The following is a 16,188-nucleotide window of genomic DNA, read 5'->3' as shown; positions in this document are numbered from 1 at the left end:
ACGTGGGGGTGGGCGTCAGGGGAGCTTCTCCCCGCCCGGGCCGAACCCGGTGGCGTCCACGGTCGCCTCGCCGTCGCCGTCCAGGCTGCCGGTGGCGTTCTCGTAGGTGCCGTCCTGGTCGGTGCTCTCGTGGCCGGTGACCTTGGACCGCACGCCCTCGGCGGTGACCTTGGCCTGCTCGCTGACCTTCTGGCCGAGCTCGGGGGCCTTGGCCTTGACCTGCTCGACGGTCTCCTGGACCTTGGGGTTGCCCCAGGCCTTGCTGGCCTGGTCGGCGATCTGGTCGTAGCGCTCGCGGCCGGCGCGGGCGCCGAGGACGTAGCCGGCGGCGGCACCGACCAGCAGCAACAGCTTGTTGCGCATCGTTGACTCCTTCTCGTGGGTCTGCGTTCGCCCCGACCCTATCGCGCACGAGGGAGGACGTCCGCCGGGAGCGACGGCTGCCGGGGGACGCGTGCGCGGAGGGTGTGGGATTCGAACCCACGGAGGTTTCCCTCGGGCGCTTTCAAGGCGCCTGCACTCGGCCACTATGCGAACCCTCCAGGCCTCGGACGGCCCCGGGCGGGACCGAGCCTGGCGTGCGGCCCATCATCGCACGGTCCACGGATGCCACTATCAGGCGCTACGGCTGATAGCGTGGTGTCTTGGTTGGCGTTGTATCTTCTCGCGAGTGAGCTGGGGGGTTCACCACCACCACCGTCCGCGCCCTGCGGTCGGTTGCACATGCACAGCACATCAGAAAGAAGATCGCCAATGGCACAGGGAACCGTGAAGTGGTTCAACGCGGAGAAGGGCTTCGGCTTCATCGCTCAGGATGGCGGTGGCCCCGACGTGTTCGTCCACTACTCGGCCATCGAGACCAACGGCTACCGGACGCTCGAGGAGGCCCAGCGGGTCGAGTTCGACGTCACGCAGAGCCCCAAGGGGCCGCAGGCGGACGCAGTTCGCCCGCTCTGAGGTAGGCCGTTCCACAACCTTCCGCGAAGGCCCCCGTCACCCTCGAGGTGGCGGGGGCCTTCGCCGTCCCGGGGGTCCGCACGACCGGCGCCGGGTGAGGGGCGGGAGCCACCCACGCGGACCCCGGTGGGGTCAGTCGCAGACGGCGCCGACGTCCTCGAGGTCGTCGGTGGGCTCCTCCGTGGTGCCGGCCGGGTCCGGCTCGGGCGGTGCGGTGGTCTGAGCGGCGTCGTCGGTCGCCGCGGGGTCCTCGGTCGGCTCCTCGGCCGGCAGCTCGGGCGCGGGGTTGAGCGCCTCGTAGACGCGGGCGCGGATCTGGGAGTAGTTGGGGTCGACGGTGTCGATGTTGGCCCCGGTGAACGGCAGGCTGCGCATCGTGCCGTCCTGGACCTGCAGCACGAGGGCGGCCCACTCGTCGAGGTCCTCCTGCGGCAGGTCGGTGAGCACGTTGTCGCCCACCGCACCGATGATCTGGGGGTAGCGCTGCAGCATCGTCATGGGGTTGACCTGGTCTACGACCGCCGCCACCATGCATCGCTGGCGTCGCATGCGGGAGAAGTCGTCGGTCGTCACCCGGGAGCGGGAGTAGGCGAGGGCCTGCGGCCCGTCCAGCCGCTGCGGCCCGGGCTCCAGCCACTCGTAGTCCGAGGTGGGGTCGAGCTGCAGGGTGCCGTTGGCGTCGGTGTAGGTGTAGCCCCCGATCGGGATGCGCTCCTGCACGTTGACGAGCACGCCACCCATCGCGTCGACGAGGTCGGCGAAGCCCTCCATGTTGACGATGACGGTGTGGTGGATGGGTATGCCGAGGATCCCGGAGAGCACCTCGCGCGTCGCGGTCTGTCCCGGGGTCGGGTCGTCGGCGTACCACTCCGGGTGCTCCTGCGCGGTGAGCTCCGCCTCGGTCCAGATGCTGTTCATCAGGCACTGGTCACCGCAGTCGTAGACCGGTCCGTAGACCTCGTGCAGCGGGTTGTCGCGGGGGAGGGGGACGTTCTGGAGGTTGCGGGGGATCGAGAAGAGCACGCTGTCGCCGGTCCGGGTGTCGATGCTGGCGACGATCATGGTGTCGGTGCGGGTGCCCTCCCGCGCCTCGGCGGCGTCCGACCCCAGCAGGAGGACGTTGACCCGAGGCAGGTCCTTCCACGGGTCGTCGGGGTCGGACCCGACCACCGAGGTCGGGGTCGCCCCGCTGGTGCCCCCGCCGACGGTCCCCCCGCCGGCCTCGAAGACCTTGTCCACGGCGTCGACGTGGGCGGAGATGTAGCGGACCCCGAGGGCGGCCGGCGCGGTCACCGCGAGGCACAGGGCGCCCGTGACGGCGATGAGGGCGGCCCGCTGGCCCCGCGAGGGGTGCCGCGGCGCCGCGACGAGGGCGGTGAGCGCGATCGCCGCGACCCAGACGAGCGTGCCCAGCACGAGCACCACCGCGATGGCGCGCAGCCGCCCGGTGTCGGCGGCCGTCTGCAGGGCCGTGGTCGTCAGCCCGTTGGTGAGGGCGTAGGCGACGACGGCGACCAGGGCGAGCACGGCCGGGCCCAGGATGACCAGACCCAGGCGACGCCGGGGCGTGGCCAGGAGCCCGGCCCCCGGGAGGACCGCGCTGAGCGTGGTCAGCCCGGCCGCGCGGCCGACCCCCTCCCCCCGCTCCTGCTCGCTGCTCGACCGCGACACGGGTGCGTCGGACGCCGGGTCGGACGAGCCGCGGGAGTCAGTCATGCCGGAGGTGCCTTTCGGGTCGAGGACGAACCATACTCTGCTCCTGGACTCTGGTGGCGGGCTGGGAAGCAGGGGTTTGGTCGCGCCCAGCATGCCAGGTAACCTGATCCACGCCGTGGAGGTGTCGCCTAGTCTGGTCTATGGCGCCCGCCTGCTAAGCGGGTTTCGGGTTTATAGCCCGATCGAGGGTTCAAATCCCTCCACCTCCGCCCGGTCGCCGCGCGCGACGAGAACCCCCGAGCCGTCCGGCCCGGGGGTTCTGCCGTTCACGCGGCCCGGTCAGGAGACGTCGGGCGCGTCCTGCTCCGGGTCGTCGGGGTCGGTGCCCTCCTGCGTGGAGCCGTCCGCGTCGTCGGTGTCCTCGGCGTCCTCGGGAGCCGGGTCCTCCTCGGTCTCCTTGGACTCCTGGGCCTCGGCCGCCTCGTCGGAGCCGGCGTCGCGCTCCTGCCGGTCCAGCGCGTCGACCGTCTCCTGGATGTCGTGCTCACCGGGCGGCAGCGGCTCGTCGGCCAGCTGGGGCCGGCTGCCGTCGGGGCGGGGCTCGGAGCCCGGGGTGATGCTCATGGGTGGGTGACCTCCTGAAGTCGTCGTCCGACCTCAGCCTCCCACCCGGGGCCCTCCCGCTCCACCGCTGCCGTCGGCGGCGCACGGGCCGCGCGGTCACTACATACCCCCGGGGGTATATATGCTGGTGCCGTGATCGTCCTCGTCGCCGCCCTCGCCGTCCTCGTCGGCCTGTCGCTCGGCCTGCTCGGGGGTGGCGGGTCGATCCTCACGGTGCCGCTCCTGGTCTACGTCGCGGGCATGGACGCCAAGGAGGCGATCGCCACGTCGCTGCTGGTCGTCGGGGTCACCAGCGCCGTCGCCACCCTCGCCCACGCCCGGGCCGGCCGGGTGCGGTGGCGCACCGGGCTGACCTTCGGGGCCTTCGCCATGGTCGGTGCCTACCTCGGCGGCCGGGTCGCGGCGTTCCTGCCGGGCACGGTGCTGCTGCTCGCCTTCGCCCTCATGATGCTCGCCACCGCCTGGGCGATGCTGCGCCGGCGGCCCGGGCCCGCGCCGAGCGCGGGGCACGGCTCCGGGCCGTGGGCGCTCGTCGTCGGCGAGGGTCTGGTGGTGGGCTTCGTCACCGGCATCGTGGGTGCGGGCGGCGGCTTCCTCGTCGTGCCGGCGCTGGTGCTCCTCGGAGGGCTGCCGATGCCGGTGGCGGTGGGCACCTCGCTCGTGGTCATCGCCATGAAGTCCGGGGCCGGGCTCGCGGGCTACCTGTCCTCGGTGAGCATCGACTGGGGGACCGCGGGTGTCGTCACGGTGGCGGCCGTGGCGGGGGCCCTCGTCGGCGGGCGGCTGGTGTCGCGGGTCCACCCGGACCGGCTGCGGGTGGCCTTCGGGTGGTTCGTGCTCGTCATGGGGGTGCTGGTGCTGGGGCAGGAGGTCATGGGCCTGGTCTGACCGGCGGGCGATTAGGAGTGCTGCGCGCCGATCCGTTAGAGTTGTGGATCGCCAGCGCCCGTAGCTCAACGGATAGAGCATCTGACTACGGATCAGAAGGTTAGGGGTTCGAATCCCTTCGGGCGCGCTCTGGTTGAGACAGATAAGGACGGCCCCCACCGGATGCGGTGGGGGCCGTCCTCATGCCGGGGGCTCAGCTGCTGCTCGACGGAGGGGGGTGCCCCTCGGAGGCCTGCACGACGACCACGCCCTGCCCGCTCAGCGCGAGCTGGTAGGCCTCGCCCGAGCCCCGGCCGACGACGGCGCCCAGCCGGGCCGTCTTGCGGACCGAGGACCGCAGGCCGCCGGACCACAGGACGGCCGACTGCATGTCGACGAAGGTGGGGGCGTCGACCTGCAGCACCACCGGGTCGCCGTGGGCCAGCACCGCGATCATCCCCGAGCCGCTGAAGGTCGTGTTGAACAGGCCACCGCTGAGCATGGAGGCGCCCTCCACGCGGTTGATGTCCCACCTCAGGCTGCTCTCGAACGCCAGGACGTTCTTGCCGTTCACGGTGACCTGCTCGTCCTCGAGCTCGAGCACGAAGATCTCGTCGGCGTCCTTGGCGAGGAACACGTCGCCGCTCCCGGAGACCTTCATGAGCGACATGCCCTCGCCGGTGAACGCCTTCTTGAAGAGCTTGGCGGCCCCGCCCGCGCCCTCGTAGGAGAAGTCGACGTCACCCTGGTAGGCGACCATCGACCCCTGCATGGCGTAGAAGAACCCTCCCGTGCCGCTGAGGTCGACCTTGAGCATCCGGGGGTTCTGCAGGGTGAACCGCCCCGGCTCGCCGTGGCGTTCCGCCTGCTCCAGCAGCTGTCCTCGCATGACGAGATGCTACCGGCCCGGGCCCGGGGGCGCACCCCCGTCGCCTGGCCCTCGGGCCCGGTCAGCGGATGGGCGTGGGGGGCTCCTCGCCGGCCAGCACGGCCACGGCGTTGTCCGCGGCCAGCGTGGCCATCGCGGTCCGGGTCTCGATGGTGGCGGACCCGAGGTGCGGCACCAGGACGGCGTTCTCGCACTCCAGCAGAGCGGGGTGCACCTGCGGCTCGTCCTCGAAGACGTCCAGCCCGGCACCGGCGATCTGCCCCTCCTGCAGCGCCTGCGCCAGCGCCGCCTCGTCGATGACCGGGCCGCGGGCGGTGTTGACGACGTAGGCGGTGCGCTTCATGGCGGCGAACTGCTCGGCGCCCAGCAGGTGGTGGGTGGCGGGGGAGTAGGGGCAGTGCAGGGAGAGCACGTCGCTCTCGGCGAGCAGGGTGTCCAGGTCCACCCGGTGCGCCCCCAGCTCGAGCTCCAGCTCGCGCGGGGCCTGGGAGCGGGAGGAGTAGAGGACGTTCATGCCGAACGCCCGGGCCCGGCGGGCCGTGGCCGCGCCGATCCCGCCGAGCCCGACGACGCCGAGCGTCTTGCGCTGCAGCCCCGACCCGAGCAGGTAGAACATGCCCCACTGCCAGGGGGTGCCGGAGCGGATGACCCGCTCGCCCTCACCGAGCCGGCGGGTCGCCATGAGGATGAGGCCCATGGCGATGTCCGCGGTCGCCTCGGTGAGCACCCCGGGGGTGTTCGTCGCCACGACGCCGCGCTCGCGGCATACCGGCACGTCGACGTTGTTGTAGCCCACCGCGACGTTGGCGACGACCTGCAGCTGCGGGCCGGCGGCGTCCAGCAGCTCGGCGTCGACCTGCTCGGTGAGCAGGGTGAGCAGCGCGTCGGCGCCGCGGACCTGCTCGAGCAGCTGCTCGCGCGGCTGCTGCTCCTCGCTGTCCCAGACGTCGACCTCGTGCCCGCCCCGGCGCAGGATGTCCAGCCCCGGCTTGGGGATGCGGCCGGTGACGACGACCCGGCTCACGCGTGGCTGCCGATCCACTCGCGCAGCCCGCCCAGGCCGCGACGGATCTTCTCCTCCGGGAGGCCGGAGTAGGCGAACCGGATGTAGCTGCGGTCCTCCCCGGGCTGCGGGCGACCGAAGTGGTTGCGGGTGCAGAAGCTCACCCCGGTCGCGTGCAGGGCCTGCTGCGCGAAGTCGCCGACGTCGCGCGCCCCCACGAGCCGGACCGCCTCGGTGACGTCCGGGAAGAGGTAGAACGTCGAGCGCGGCGTCTCGACGGACATGCCCGGGGTCTCGGCCACGATCTCGCACGCGGCGTCCCGGCGCCCCTTCAGCGTGGCGAGCATGTCGGCCACCGGCTGCTGGGTGCCCGTGAGGGCCGCGATGCCCGCCCACTGGACGTAGTGGGTCGTGCAGGACTCGTCGTTGGTGTTCATCGTCGAGAAGACCTTGCCCATGGGCGGCGGGGCGACGGCGCAGCCCAGGCGGGAGCCGGTCATCGCGAACTTCTTGGAGAAGGTGTAGAGGATGCACGTGCGCTCGCGCATGCCCGGCAGGCTGGCGATGGAGGTCGACGTGCCCTCGTAGCGCATCTCGAAGTAGGCCTCGTCGGACAGCACCCACAGGTCGTGCTCGATGGCGAGCTGGGCGATCGCCTCGCGCTCGGCGTCCGTCGACTCCGCGGAGATGGGGTTCTGCAGGTCGTTGTAGATGATCGCGACGGTCTGGTCGGTGATCGCGTCGCGGACCTGGTCCAGGTCGATCCGGAAGCCGTCGTCGGTCGGCAGGTAGCGGTAGGACCGTCCGCGGCCGCCGAGGTACTCGATCTGGCTCTCGTAGATGGGGAAGCCGGGGTTGGGGTAGAGCACCTCGTCGCCCGGGTTCATCACCGCCTGGAGGAACTTGGTGATGACCGGCTTGCCGCCGGTCATGACGGTCACCTCCTCGGGGCCGAACGTCATCCCCCGTCGGGACCCGATGTCGTCGGCCAGGGCCTCCCGCAGCTCCGGTATGCCGGGGCCCGGGCAGTAGCCCGTCCTCCCGTCCGCGATGGCGGCGTTCATCGCCTCGACGATGTGCCCGGCCAGCGGGAAGTCGAGGTCGCCTAGGTGGAAGGGGAAGACCTCATGGCCCTGCGCCTTCCAGTCGGCGGCGGCCGCGGCGACCGCGAACGCGGTCTCGGTGCCGAGGTTGTCGAGCCTGGAGGCGAGCTTCATACCCCACGTCCTTGTGTGTCGAGCGACGAGACCGGACCACCGTATCGCGCGTCGCGTGGTGCGTCGGCGGTCGGAGGTGCACACTGGCGGGTGTCGTTGCGTCAAGGATGACGACCGAAAGGGTGGTGGACATGAGCGGACAGTCGCAGGTGCAGATCGGGGAGCGGGACTACTATCTCGGGAAGGCGATCCTCCTGGCCTCGGTGGCCGCGTTGGGCGGCTTCCTCTTCGGCTTCGACACCGCCGTCATCAACGGCGCGGTCACCGCCATGCAGGGCGACTTCGAGATGGGGTCGGTCCTCACCGGCTTCGTCGTGAGCTCGGCGCTGCTCGGCTGCATGGCGGGGGCGTATGCCGCCGGCCGGCTGGCCGAACGTCTGGGCCGGATCCGGGTCATGATGCTCGCCTCGGCGCTCTTCACCATCTCGGCCATCGGGTCCGGCTTCGCCTTCGGCCCGGTCGACATGATCCTCTGGCGGGTGGTGGGGGGTCTCGGCGTGGGCGCCGCGTCGGTCATCGCGCCCGCCTACATCGCGGAGATCGCCCCCGCGTCGATCCGGGGCCGGCTGGGCTCGCTGCAGCAGCTGGCCATCGTCAGCGGCATCTTCATCGCCCTGCTCTCGGACTACTTCCTCGCCGGCGTCGCGGGCGGCTCCGCGGAGGCCCTGTGGGGCAGCACCGCGTGGCGTTGGATGTTCTGGGCCGAGATCATCCCGGCCGTCGCCTACGGCGTGCTGGCCACGACGATCCCCGAGTCGCCGCGCTACCTCGTCACCCTCGGCCGCGTCGACGAGGCCCGCGAGGTCCTGGGCCGGGTCATGATGCGCGGCATCGCCGACCGGATCACCGAGATCCAGCGGACGGTGCGGCGGGAGGCCAAGGCGTCGCTGACGGACCTGGTGAAGTCCGGCGGCGGGCTGCTCCCGATCGTCTGGATCGGCATCGGGCTCTCGGTCTTCCAGCAGTTCGTCGGGATCAACGTCATCTTCTACTACTCCTCGACGCTGTGGCAGGCGGTCGGCTTCACCGAGGAGGACGCGCTCACCCAGACCGTCCTCACCTCGCTGACCAACATCGTCGTCACGGTCATCGCCATCGCGCTCATCGACAAGATCGGCCGGCGGGTGCTGCTCACGATCGGGTCGGCGGGGATGTTCGTCTCGCTCGGGACGATGGCGTGGATCTTCGCCAACGCCCCCGTCGTCGACGGCTCTCCCCAGCTCGGGGACAGCACCGGCCTCGTCGCGCTCATCGCCGCGAACGCCTTCGTCGTCTTCTTCGGCATGTCGTGGGGCCCGGGTGTCTGGGTGCTGCTGGGCGAGATGTTCAACAACCGCATCCGCGCCACGGCGCTCGGTGTCGCCGCGGCCGCGCAGTGGTTGGCCAACTTCGTCATCTCGACGAGCTTCCCGGCCATGGCCGACCTGGGGCTGGGCTTCGCCTACGGCTTCTACACGCTCTGCGCCCTGCTCAGCTTCTTCTTCGTCCTGAAGTTCGTGCCGGAGACCAACGGCCGCGAGCTGGAGGACATGGACTGACGCCGCAGCGCTGGGCGGACTCCTCCCCAGGAGGTGCTCCTCTGCCGTGATGCCTCACCGCGGAGGAGCACCTGCTGCGCAGGAGAGGTCGGGGATCGCTCAGCGGGGCGGGCTGATGCCGTCCAGGAGCGCGACGACCTGCGCCCAGGCGTCGGTGGCGACGTCGATGTGGTCGAAGTGGCCGCCGGTGACCTCGACGAGCTCGGCCGTGCCCCCCGCCTCCCGGGCTGCCGCGACATACCCCTGCGACTGGCTGATCGGCACCTGCTCGTCGTCCGGGGCGTGCAGCGCCCACACCGGCGCGGCGACCGGGACCTGGCGCGTCGGGTCCAGGGCGGCGAAGCGCGGGTCGTCCGGACCGAAGCCGACGAGGTCCCGGGCCGCGCCGGAGCCCAGGCGCTCGCGGTATGCCGTGCCCAGGTCCAGCACGCCGGCCTGGGAGAGCACGTGGGTCACCGAGACACGGCCCTGCCACGGACCGGACACGAGCCGGCCGGCGGCCCAGGCCGCGAGGTGCCCACCGGCCGAGTGCCCGAGCGTGACGACCGGGCCGTCGGCGGAGCCGTCCCCGCGGCGCTCGTCGCCCGTGCCGAGCAGCTCGAGCGCGGCATGCACGTCGTCGAAGGTCTGCGGGTACCCGCCACCCCCGCCGACGCGGCGGTACTCCACGTTGAGCGTGCTCCAGCCGCGACCCAGCAGGTCGGCCGCGAGCGGCTCACCGAGGTCGGCGCCGTAGGCCTCGCGCCAGAACCCTCCGTGCAGGACCACGACCGTGCCCCGGCTCGGGCCCTCGGGCATCTGGTACTCGGCCCACTGCGAGGGGTGGTCGCCGTAGCCGACCCGGCCCGGGCGCAGGGGCCCAGCCGTGGACGGCCCGGACCCCGCTGCGGCGGTCGGGGAGGAGCTCGCGCCCGGGGCGCCCGTCGACCCGTCTCCCGGTCCCGAGCCCTGCTGGCCGCCCGTGCACGCCGCCAGCGAGAGCCCCCCGGTCAGGGCGAGCAGGGTGCGGCGGTCGAGGACCGGGGCGGCGGGCATACCCGGGGCTCTCAGACCTCGTCGGCGGTGGTGGCCGACGGGTCCCAGCGGACGATGCCGTCGGCGGCCCAGCCACGGTCCTTGACCGCCTCGCGGGCCTCCGCCTTGACCGGGCCGGTGAGCTTGTCGACGTAGAGGTAGCCGTCGAGATGGTCGGTCTCGTGCTGCAGGCACCGGGCGAGCAGGCCGTCCCCCTCGACGACGACCTCGTTGCCGTCCAGGTCGGTGCCGGTCACCCGGGCGCGCGGGTGACGGGCCAGCGGGAACCACTCACCGGGGACCGAGAGGCAGCCCTCGCCGTCCTCCTCGTCGTCCAGCGGCGCGGGGCTGCCGAGGCGTTCGAGCACCGGGTTGACCACGACCCCGCGGGCGTTGTCCTCGCCCGGAACGGGGCAGTCGTAGACGAAGAGGCGCAGCCGCACCCCGACCTGGTTCGCGGCCAGGCCGACGCCCTCCGCCGCGGCCATCGTGTCGAACATGTCGTCCACGAGGGTGCGGACCTCGTCGGTGATCTCGCGCACTCTCTTGGTGCGGGTGTGCAGGGCCTTGTGGCCGATGACGGTGATGGGTCGGACTGCCATGAGGGTGATTCTAGGTTTGCCGCGCGCCGACCCCCTACCCTGCCTGGATGAACTGGATCGAGGTCCTCGGCTGGGTCGGCTCGACCATCCTGGTGGTGTCGTTGCTGCAGACGCGGGTGCTGCGGCTGCGGTGGATCAACCTGGTCGGCTGCGTCGTCCTCATCGGCTACAACGCGGTCGTCGGGGTATGGCCGATGGTCGGGCTCAACGTCGTGCTCGCCGTCATCAACGTCGTCTACCTGTGGCGGATGCTGCGCAGCCGGCACGACGCCGACGCCTACACCGTCCTGGAGGTCGAGCCGGACGACCGCTACCTGGGGCACGTGCTGGCGGTCCACGGCGAGGACATCGCGCGCTACAACCCGGGCTTCGAGCACGAGCCGGCGGCCGAGCACTCGGCCTTCCTCGTGCTCCAGGGTGACGAGACCGTCGGGGTGGTCCTGGCGCGGGACGCCGGCGAGGGCACCGCCGAGGTCGTCCTCGACTGGGTCACCCCCAGCCACCGCGACTTCTCGCCGGGGGAGTTCGTGTACCGCGAGTCCGGGCTGTTCTCCCGCCGCGGCTTCACCCGGGTGCTCTCGCCGGCAGGGATGCAGCACCCCTACTACGAGCGGATCGGCTTCCGCCCGCACGGGGACAGGTTCGAGCTGGAGGTGCCGGCGGGCGGCTGACGGTCGCCAGGCGCGTCTGGTGCGGTCTGGTGGCGCGTCTGGTGCGGTCTGACCGTGCGTCCTGTGCGGGGAGCGGGGTGGTGGCGTCAGCGCAGGGGAGTGGGGTCCGGGTCGACCGCGACCCGCCGCCGCGCGGGGGCCCGGCGGGAGCCGGGGGTCTCACCCTCCCAGTCCCAGTCCGACGGCAGCTGGCCCGGGTCGACCGGCTCCCACTGGCGCTGCTCCCCGGTCACCGGGCGTCCCGCTCCCGCGCGGTCGTGGCCCTGGCCCTGGCCCCACGAGCGCCGGCCCGCGTCGCGGGGGTCGGGGGCCGGGGCGTCGGCATACCCCTCGTCGTCCCACCCGTCGTCGTCCTCGCCCGGGTCGCGGACGTCGCGGCCGAAGATGGTCTCGCACATGGCCTGGTACTTCGCGTCCGGCTGCGGGATGTAGTCGATGTGGCTCAGCGCCTGGTCCTGGCCGGCGGACTCCATGACGAAGCGGCCGTAGCCCAGGAGCCGACCGGCGATGGTGCGGTCGTAGCTCATGTCGGTGACCTTGACCAGCGGCATCATCGCCACCCGCTGGGTGATGAGGCCGTAGGTCTTGAGCAGCCGGCGGTCGGTCGCGATGAACCACTCGCAGCGCCACTCCAGCACCTGCCACGCCGCCCAGGCGCAGACGACCGCGAGCACGCACAACGCGATGCCGGTCGCCGCCGGCTCGGTCACCGACGCCGCCACCCACAGGGTGAGGAAGAGGGCGACGGCCACGGCGAACCCCGGCTTGAGGAGTGTGGCCCAGTGCCAACGGGTCGACACGACCACCCGCTCGTCGGTGAGCAGGTAGCGCTTGGCGACCCGCCGGCTGATGCGGGGCGCGGTCGACGGGTGGGCGGTCACGCAGCCTCGACGGCTCAGACCCCCATCAGCTGGTTGAAGAACCGGCCGATGTTGAGGAAGCCCTGGCTGATGATGTCCCAGACCGCCCGCACGATGTCCGCGGCGCGGTCGGGGTTGGTGATGACGGCGTAGATGAGGAAGCCCCACAGCAGCCAGTGCAGGACCTTCTTGACCGTGGACGGCATGTCAGGTGCCTTTCGCTGGACAGGTGGACACGGGTCTGGTGCCAGTGTGGCAGATGTGGTGGGGTATGCCGAGCCTCGCGACCTCATGCGTGTCGTGCCCGTCGACCCCGCGCCGGCGCCGTGCTCCCGGACGCCGTCACCCCGCCGGGAGCGAGAGCGTGAGTCTGCGGAGCAGGTCGGCGAGCTGGTGACGCTCCTCGCGCGAGAGCCCGGCGAGCAGACGTTCCTCGTTCGCCAGGTGCGCCTCGACCGTCGCGTCGACCAGCGCGCGGCCCTGCGCGGTGAGGGAGACCAGTCGTGACCGCGCGTCCTCGTCGCTGCTGCGGCGACGCACCAGTCCCGCCCCGACCAGGCGGTCGAGCCGTTTGGACACGGCGCCCGAGGTCACCATCATCGACGCCGTGAGCTCGCCAGGGGTGAGCTCGGCCCGCGGTCCGCTGCGGCGGAGCGTGGCCAGCACGTCGAACTCGCCCTCACCCAGCCCGCTGGCTGCGAAGACCGGGCGCAACCGGGCGTCGAGCTCGTCGCCCAGCCGACTGATCCTGCCGATGACCCCCATCGGGGAGGGGTCGAGGTCCGGGCGCTCGCGGCGCCACTGCTCGAGGATCGCGTCGACCGGGTCGCTGTCCGTCACAGCCCGATCCTAGCGGCCTGTTGCAGATCTTTTCCGAGGAAAATATAGTGTCTTCCGTGGAAGACAAAATCCTGCCGCCGCCGCTCCCGCGCATCGCCCTCGTCCTCGTCACCCTGGTGGCGCCGGTGGCGTGGGGGTCGACCTACGCGGTGACCCAGCTGTGGCTCCCCGACGGGCGACCGCTCTTCTCGGCGGTGGTCCGGGCCCTGCCGGCCGGGCTCCTGCTGCTCGTGCTGACGCGTCGGCTGCCCCGCGGGTCGTGGTGGTGGCGCGCGGCGATCCTCGGGGTGCTCAACATCGGGCTGTTCTTCGCCCTGCTCTTCGTGGCCGCCTATCGGCTCCCGAGCGGGCTGGCGGCGACCACCACCGCGCTGTCGCCGCTCGTGGTGATGGGTCTGGCCTGGCTGCTGCTCCGGGAGCCACCGTGGCGGTGGCAGGTCGTCGGAGGTGTCGTCGGGGTCTGCGGTGTGGCGCTGCTGGCGGCGGAGGTCCCGGGTGGTGTGGACCTGGTGGGTCTGGCCGCCTCGGTCGGCGCGGTCGTCAGCTCGGCGCTCGGGTTCGTGCTCGTCAAGCGGTGGCCGTCACCGGCTGGTCTGCTCCCGATGACGAGCTGGACGCTGCTCGCCGGAGGGCTGGTGCTGCTGCCGGTCGCCTGGGTGGTGGAGGGTGCGCCGCCACCGGTGGACGCCGCGGCGGCAGGTGCCTACGCCTACCTCGGCGTGGTCGGCACGGCGGTGGCCTACGTGTGCTGGTTCACCGGCCTGACCCGGATGAGCGCGGGGTCGACCGCCCTGCTCGGGCTGGTGAACCCGGTGGTCGGGACCGGGCTCGGGGTGGCGCTGCTGGCCGAGCCGTTCGGCACCGTGCAGCTGGTCGGGGTCGGTCTCGCCCTCGCCGGGGCGCTGGCCGGCCAGTGTCGTCCGCGGGTCCCGCACGCGGTGGAGCCGGTGGCCCCTGCCGTCAGGACGGTCGACGCCCGGTCTGGGTGAGGCCAGCCACGGTCGACACCCGGCCGCGCAGGGAGGAGAGGTCAGGCGCGCAGCAGCGGCGAGGCGGCCATGCGGTCGAGCGCCTCGGCGACCTCCTGCGTCGAGCCGGCGAAGCTGAGCCGCACCTTGCGGTGGCCCTGCACGGTGTCGAAGTCCACGCCGGGGGTGAGGGCCACGCCACAGTCGTCCAGCAGCGCCCGGCACCACGCGACCGAGTCGTCGGTGAGGTGCCCGATGTCGCACCAGGCGTAGAAGGCGCCGTCCGGCGGGGCGTAGTCCTGCAGCCCGACCTCCGGGAGCCGCCGGAGCAGGAGCTCGCGGGTGGCGGCATACCGCTCCCGGTGGGCGTCCAGCTCCTCCCGCGCGCCCGGGCCGAGGGCCGCGATCGCGGCGTGCTGACCGATGGCCGGAGGACAGATGTTGAGGTTGCCGGTGAGGACCTCGAGCGGGCGGCGCAGCGCGGGCGGGGCGAGCAGCCAGCCCACCCGCCAGCCGGTCATGGAGAAGTACTTGCTGACCGAGCCCACGACGACGCTCTCGCGCGAGGTCGCCCAGGCGCTCGCGGTCGGCCGTCCGTAGCTCAGCCCGTGGTAGATCTCGTCGCTGACGAGCAGCGTCCCGTGCTCCTCGCACCACCGTGCCAGGGCGGCCAGCTCGTCGGCGTCGACGACGGTGCCGGTCGGGTTGGCGGGGGAGGCCACGATGAGACCGGCGGGTGGCGCGGGCAGCGCCTCGAGCATGGCCACGGTCGGCTGGAAGCGGGTGTCGGGGCCGCAGTCCAGCTCGATCACCTCGCAGCCCAGGGCGGCCAGGCTGTTGCGGTATGCCGGGTAGCCGGGCCGCGTCATCGCCACCTGGTCCCCGGCGTCGAAGGCGGCGAGGAAGAGGGTGGTGAAGGCGCCCGAGCTGCCGGGGAAGACGACCACGTCGTCCGGGTCGACCTCGATGCCGGCGGTCTCCCGGTGGTGCTCCGCGACGGCCCGGCGCAGCGGGAGGATGCCGGTCGACTCGGTGTAGCCCAGGACGTCGGCGTCCAGCGCCTCGATGGCGGCGGCCCGGGCCACGGCCGGTGCCGGGGTGGAGGGCTGCCCGGCGCACAGCGTGAGCACGTCGCCGTGGGTGCGCTGCCGCAGCGCCGCTGCCTTGAGCACCTCCATGACGTGGAAGGGCTCGACCGCCGACCGGGTCGAGACCCGCGCCCCGCGCGACCGGGCAAGCGCGTCCGCGGGCTGGGGCGGCGGCATACCGGCCCTCAGACCACGCCGTAGAGCCGGTCGCCGGCGTCGCCGAGCCCCGGCACGATGTAGCCCTGCTCGTTGAGCCGCTCGTCGATGGCGCCGGTCACCAGGGTGATGGGGGGCTCGACGTCGGCCAGACCGGCCTGGACCTTCTCGATCCCCTCCGGCGCCGAGAGCAGGGTGATCGCCGTGATGTCGTCGGCGCCGCGCTCCACGAGGTAGCGGATCGCCGCGATGAGCGTCCCCCCGGTCGCGAGCATCGGGTCGAGGACGTAGCACTGCCGCTTGTCGAGGTCGTCGGGGAGCCGGTTGGCGTAGGTGTGCGCCTCGAGGGTCTCCTCGTTGCGGACCATCCCCAGGAAGCCCACCTCGGCGGTCGGCAGCATCCGCATCATGCCGTCCAGCATCCCCAGCCCGGCCCGCAGGATCGGCACGACGAGCGGCTTGGGCGTGGCCAGGTGGATGCCCGTCGTGGCCGCCACCGGCGTCTCGATCTCGAACGGCGAGACCCGCACCTCGCGGGTGGCCTCGTAGGCGAGCAGCGTCACCAGCTCGTCCGCCAGGCGGCGGAAGGTCGGGGTGTCGGTCCTCCGGTCGCGCAGGTAGGTCAGCTTGTGGGCGATGAGCGGGTGGTCGGCAACGAGGACGCGCATACGCCAGACTCTAGGACGTGACCGACGTGCCCGACACCCCGCCCGCGCCCCTGCCGGGCGCGGCGTGGGGCCCGGGGAGGTATCCCGGCTGGGTCGCCGAGGCGGTCGCGCAGGCGCGGGCGGTGGGGGAGTCCGGTGACGTGCCCATCGGGGCGGTCGTCGTCGACACCACCGGGCGGGTGGTCGGGCGGGGGCGCAACGTGCGCGAGCTCGAGCACGACCCGACCGGGCACGCTGAGGTCGTCGCGCTGCGCGAGGCGGGCCGCGCCCTGGGGTCCTGGCGGCTGGAGGGGTGCTCGCTCGTCGTGACCCTGGAGCCGTGCGCGATGTGCGCCGGGGCGGCCGTGCTCGCGCGGGTCGACCGGGTGGTCTTCGGGGCCTGGGACGACAAGGCCGGGGCGTGCGGGTCGGTGTGGGACCTGCCCCGCGACCGACGCTCGCTGCACCGGGTCGAGGTGGTCGGCGGCGTCCTGGAGGAGGAGTGCGCGGCGTTGCTCACCGCGTTCTTCGCCGACCGACGCTGAGGGGGCGACTGTTTGGGCCGGGCCCGGCTCGTCAGGTAGCCTCGTC

19 protein-coding genes and 3 tRNA genes are annotated in these 16,188 nt (G+C 72.5%); 8 read left to right on the top strand and 14 right to left on the bottom strand.

What is annotated here, in order from left to right:
* Positions 1-15: 15 nt before the first annotated feature.
* Entirely contained in the window at positions 16-363 is a 348-nt protein-coding gene (locus FHD63_RS13345) for a YtxH domain-containing protein (RefSeq protein WP_139722447.1), read from the bottom strand.
* Between the two features lie 96 nt (positions 364-459).
* Positions 460-542 (bottom strand) — tRNA-Ser (locus FHD63_RS13340).
* Between the two features lie 211 nt (positions 543-753).
* On the opposite strand from FHD63_RS13340, the gene FHD63_RS13335 reads away from it, so the two are divergent.
* On the top strand, positions 754-957 hold the full coding sequence (locus FHD63_RS13335; RefSeq protein WP_066640880.1) for a cold-shock protein: 204 nt from the start codon (positions 754-756) through the stop codon (positions 955-957).
* A 132-nt stretch (positions 958-1,089) separates the two neighbouring features.
* Here the strand turns inward: FHD63_RS13335 and FHD63_RS13330 are convergent, their stop codons facing one another.
* A complete protein-coding gene (locus tag FHD63_RS13330; protein ID WP_158296781.1) occupies positions 1,090-2,673 on the bottom strand; it encodes an LCP family protein in 1,584 nt (527 codons plus the stop codon).
* Positions 2,674-2,790: 117 nt separating this feature from the next.
* On the opposite strand from FHD63_RS13330, the gene FHD63_RS13325 reads away from it, so the two are divergent.
* A tRNA-Ser gene (locus FHD63_RS13325) sits at positions 2,791-2,882 on the top strand.
* 70 nt (positions 2,883-2,952) lie between these two features.
* Here FHD63_RS13325 and FHD63_RS13320 read toward each other — a convergent pair.
* Positions 2,953-3,237 carry a hypothetical protein gene (locus tag FHD63_RS13320; RefSeq protein WP_139722445.1) on the bottom strand — a complete coding sequence of 95 codons (285 nt, stop codon included), beginning with the start codon at positions 3,235-3,237 and terminating at the stop codon, positions 2,953-2,955.
* Positions 3,238-3,369: 132 nt separating this feature from the next.
* On the opposite strand from FHD63_RS13320, the gene FHD63_RS13315 reads away from it, so the two are divergent.
* A complete protein-coding gene (locus FHD63_RS13315; RefSeq protein ID WP_139722444.1) occupies positions 3,370-4,125 on the top strand; it encodes a sulfite exporter TauE/SafE family protein in 756 nt (251 codons plus the stop codon).
* Positions 4,126-4,179: 54 nt separating this feature from the next.
* A tRNA-Arg gene (locus FHD63_RS13310) sits at positions 4,180-4,252 on the top strand.
* A gap of 66 nt (positions 4,253-4,318) precedes the next feature.
* Here the strand turns inward: FHD63_RS13310 and FHD63_RS13305 are convergent.
* The 3 genes from FHD63_RS13305 to FHD63_RS13295 all read right to left on the bottom strand — a co-directional run bounded on the left by FHD63_RS13305 (position 4,319) and on the right by FHD63_RS13295 (position 7,213).
* Positions 4,319-4,993, bottom strand: coding sequence for an AIM24 family protein (locus tag FHD63_RS13305; RefSeq protein WP_139722443.1), 675 nt, complete (start codon positions 4,991-4,993; stop codon positions 4,319-4,321).
* A gap of 61 nt (positions 4,994-5,054) precedes the next feature.
* Positions 5,055-6,017, bottom strand: a complete 963-nt coding sequence (locus FHD63_RS13300) for a 2-hydroxyacid dehydrogenase (protein WP_139722442.1) — start codon at positions 6,015-6,017, stop codon at positions 5,055-5,057.
* Positions 6,014-7,213: a pyridoxal phosphate-dependent aminotransferase gene (locus FHD63_RS13295; RefSeq protein ID WP_139722441.1), complete on the bottom strand. Its 1,200-nt coding sequence runs from the start codon at positions 7,211-7,213 to the stop codon at positions 6,014-6,016. The genes FHD63_RS13300 and FHD63_RS13295 overlap by 4 nt, the downstream gene beginning before the upstream one ends.
* Before the next feature lie 131 nt (positions 7,214-7,344).
* On the opposite strand from FHD63_RS13295, the gene FHD63_RS13290 reads away from it, so the two are divergent.
* Positions 7,345-8,751: a sugar porter family MFS transporter gene (locus tag FHD63_RS13290; RefSeq protein WP_174964946.1), complete on the top strand. Its 1,407-nt coding sequence runs from the start codon at positions 7,345-7,347 to the stop codon at positions 8,749-8,751.
* 99 nt (positions 8,752-8,850) lie between these two features.
* Here FHD63_RS13290 and FHD63_RS13285 read toward each other — a convergent pair whose 3' ends face one another.
* Both FHD63_RS13285 and def read right to left on the bottom strand, forming a co-directional pair.
* Entirely contained in the window at positions 8,851-9,786 is a 936-nt protein-coding gene (locus FHD63_RS13285; RefSeq protein WP_139722439.1) for an alpha/beta hydrolase, read from the bottom strand.
* A gap of 11 nt (positions 9,787-9,797) precedes the next feature.
* Positions 9,798-10,367, bottom strand: a complete 570-nt coding sequence (gene def / locus FHD63_RS13280) for a peptide deformylase (protein ID WP_139722438.1) — start codon at positions 10,365-10,367, stop codon at positions 9,798-9,800.
* Positions 10,368-10,414: 47 nt separating this feature from the next.
* Between def and FHD63_RS13275 the strand changes: the two genes are divergently transcribed.
* Entirely contained in the window at positions 10,415-11,038 is a 624-nt protein-coding gene (locus FHD63_RS13275) for a YgjV family protein (protein WP_139722437.1), read from the top strand.
* A gap of 86 nt (positions 11,039-11,124) precedes the next feature.
* On the opposite strand, the gene FHD63_RS13270 is transcribed toward FHD63_RS13275, so the two are convergent.
* The 3 genes from FHD63_RS13270 to FHD63_RS13265 form a co-directional block, all read right to left on the bottom strand.
* Positions 11,125-11,919, bottom strand: a complete 795-nt coding sequence (locus FHD63_RS13270; protein ID WP_202978383.1) for a PH domain-containing protein — start codon at positions 11,917-11,919, stop codon at positions 11,125-11,127.
* A gap of 14 nt (positions 11,920-11,933) precedes the next feature.
* A complete protein-coding gene (locus tag FHD63_RS16115; RefSeq protein ID WP_165368457.1) occupies positions 11,934-12,104 on the bottom strand; it encodes a hypothetical protein in 171 nt (56 codons plus the stop codon).
* Positions 12,105-12,240: 136 nt separating this feature from the next.
* Positions 12,241-12,738, bottom strand: coding sequence for a MarR family winged helix-turn-helix transcriptional regulator (locus FHD63_RS13265; protein ID WP_238705670.1), 498 nt, complete (start codon positions 12,736-12,738; stop codon positions 12,241-12,243).
* 56 nt (positions 12,739-12,794) lie between these two features.
* Here FHD63_RS13265 and FHD63_RS13260 point away from each other — a divergent pair, with 56 nt between their 5' ends.
* Positions 12,795-13,727 carry an EamA family transporter gene (locus FHD63_RS13260; protein ID WP_238705669.1) on the top strand — a complete coding sequence of 311 codons (933 nt, stop codon included), beginning with the start codon at positions 12,795-12,797 and terminating at the stop codon, positions 13,725-13,727.
* Between the two features lie 41 nt (positions 13,728-13,768).
* Here the strand turns inward: FHD63_RS13260 and FHD63_RS13255 are convergent, their stop codons facing one another.
* Together FHD63_RS13255 and upp are read right to left on the bottom strand one after the other, a co-directional pair.
* A complete protein-coding gene (locus FHD63_RS13255) occupies positions 13,769-14,971 on the bottom strand; it encodes an aminotransferase class I/II-fold pyridoxal phosphate-dependent enzyme (RefSeq protein WP_139722436.1) in 1,203 nt (400 codons plus the stop codon).
* An 8-nt stretch (positions 14,972-14,979) separates the two neighbouring features.
* A complete protein-coding gene (gene upp, locus FHD63_RS13250) occupies positions 14,980-15,618 on the bottom strand; it encodes a uracil phosphoribosyltransferase (protein ID WP_139722435.1) in 639 nt (212 codons plus the stop codon).
* A 17-nt stretch (positions 15,619-15,635) separates the two neighbouring features.
* Here upp and FHD63_RS13245 point away from each other — a divergent pair, with 17 nt between their 5' ends.
* The gene (locus FHD63_RS13245) at positions 15,636-16,142 is read left to right on the top strand and encodes a nucleoside deaminase (protein ID WP_139722434.1); all 507 of its coding nucleotides are present in this window, start codon (positions 15,636-15,638) and stop codon (positions 16,140-16,142) included.
* The last annotated feature ends 46 nt before the right edge of the window (positions 16,143-16,188 follow it).

Origin of the sequence: Serinicoccus chungangensis (genome assembly GCF_006337125.1) — a bacterium.
GTDB classification, from domain to species: Bacteria; Actinomycetota; Actinomycetes; order Actinomycetales; family Dermatophilaceae; genus Ornithinicoccus; species Ornithinicoccus chungangensis.
This window is presented reverse-complemented; position numbering and strand designations above follow the sequence as displayed.